The 1,872-nt window shown below is 72.6% G+C and carries 1 protein-coding gene; it reads right to left on the bottom strand.

Annotated elements, in window-relative coordinates:
• Positions 1–5: 5 nt before the first annotated feature.
• Positions 6–1,697, bottom strand: a complete 1,692-nt coding sequence (locus tag ACFU6K_RS38115; protein WP_380671118.1) for a protease pro-enzyme activation domain-containing protein — start codon at positions 1,695–1,697, stop codon at positions 6–8.
• Positions 1,698–1,872 lie beyond the last annotated feature (175 nt).

Below are 1,872 nucleotides of genomic sequence, written 5' to 3'. Positions count from 1 at the left end.
GGGGTTCACAGGGCCTTGAGCCCGTCCAGCAGTTGCTGGCCGCCCGGGCTGCCGAGGCCGGTGCACGGGTCCCAGCCCTTCGCGGCGAAGTAGGCGCCGTTGCTGCCCTTGGTGATGTCCCGCAGGACGCCCGCGCCGAACTTCGCGTACAGCAGCGGGTTGAGGAAGCCGACCTGGGCCGCGCCGGGCAGGCCCTGGTTGACCCGGGCGAGCAGGGCGGACCACATCGGGGCGGCGGCGCTGGTGCCGCCGGTCACGAGGAGGTGCTCGCCGTCGATGCTCGGGACGACCACGCCGGTGCTGCCGGCCGCGAGCGCGGCCACGTCCGGCACGCCCCGGCCGGGCGCGTGCGGCGGGTTGACCGACGGGGGCACGGCGGTGCCCTCCTGGAAGGGCGGCACCGGGAAGAGCTTGCTGATGCCGCCACCGGTCCGGTTGCCCGCGCCGTCGTCCCAGACGGTCTCGCTGACCACCTGCCCCTGATCCACCACCAGGCGGGTGCCGCCGACACCGAGCACGTGCGGACTGGAGGCGGGGAAGTCGGCGTGGGCGCGCTCGTCGAGCGCCTGGTCCCTGGAACCGTCGTCGCCCGAGGCGCAGCAGATGCTGATGAACTTCTCGGCCGCGCTGCTGAAGGCCCTGTCGGCGCTGTCGATCGCCCCGGGGGTCCACATCGTGCGGCCCTCCTCGGCGTTGCCGTAGCTGCAGGAGATCACCGAGGGCCGGTTGACCGTGTCGGTCACGATCCGGTGGATCACGTCCACCCAGCCCTGCTCGGTGAACTTGCTGAAGTAGACGACGATCTTCGCCTTGGGTGCGAGGGAGCCGACCACCGCGAGGTCGAGCATGATCTCACCGGTGCTGTCGAGCCGCAGCGGGCCGCCGTCGTCCCGGCCCGGGTCGTTGCCGGTGGATCCGACGTTGGGGATCACCACGTTGGTGATGTCCGGCATGGGCCGTCCCAGGGCGGCGAAGTAGGTGCGCAGCGCGTCGGCCGAGTAGCCGCCGGAGGGGACGCCGGGATCCGTCTCGCCGTTGAACGCGAGGACGGCGACGCACTGTCCGCTGCCGTCGGTTCCGGCGGGGTAGGCGTACGGGGTTTCGAGGTCGGTCGGGAGGAAGACGCCGGCCGGCAGCCCCGGCACGTCCTCGGCGATCGGCAGCGAGAGGTCGGTGAAGGCCGGGCGGATCAGCAGGTTGGCGCCGATCGGCCGGTCGTCCAGGCCGAAGACGCCGGTGACGATGCCGCTCAGCCCGGCGGGGACGTTGACCGCGCCTTCGCGGCCCCGGTAGATCCGGGCGTTGTCGTCGGCGTCCCGGTAGCGGTAGCGGGCCAGGGTGACCCGGAAGGCGTTCGAGACGTCCTCGGTGGTACCGGTCAGCTGGACGCTGCGGGCCAGCGGGTTCTCGTGGGAGACGGCGAGGTGGTGCTCGCCGGCGAACGCCTCGACCGCCTTGAGGTCGGTGTCGCGCCACCGGTGGACGGCGGCGTACTCCTCGTCGTCGGGGGCGGTGCGGCGGGTCGGCGGCTGCATCGCGAGCTCGTAGACGTCGGGGCGCGGGGGCGCGTCGGGGTCGCGCCGCAGGTAGACGGTGACGGTCAGGGGTGCCCGTGGGTCGGCCGGTCCGATGACCCGCGCTCCGTCGAGCGGAACGCGGGAGCTGTCCGGCAGCGCCACGTAGTGGTTGGTCGACATGATCGCTCCAGCGGTCGGGTCAGCGCCGGGAGCCTCGCGACTCTTGGTCGTGTGCTTTCGACTGTCCGCGTACGGCACACGCTTATGTCGTACACGTACAGCGTCCTCCCGGCCCCCGACACCGTCAAGGGGAGGCCTGGGGACGCCGGGGGGACGCGAACAGGGACGTGACGGG

This window comes from Kitasatospora sp. NPDC057512 (assembly GCF_042802135.1).
Classification (GTDB): Bacteria; Actinomycetota; Actinomycetes; order Streptomycetales; family Streptomycetaceae; genus Kitasatospora.
The sequence above is the reverse complement of the archived record's forward strand: the minus strand, read 5'-3'. Positions and strand labels throughout refer to the sequence as shown.

Bases quoted from the DNA above. Each gene is read 5' to 3' on its own strand.
- ACFU6K_RS38115 (WP_380671118.1), bottom strand. From the start codon at position 1,697: ATGTCGACCAACCACTACGTGGCGCTGCCGGACAGCTCCCGCGTTCCG.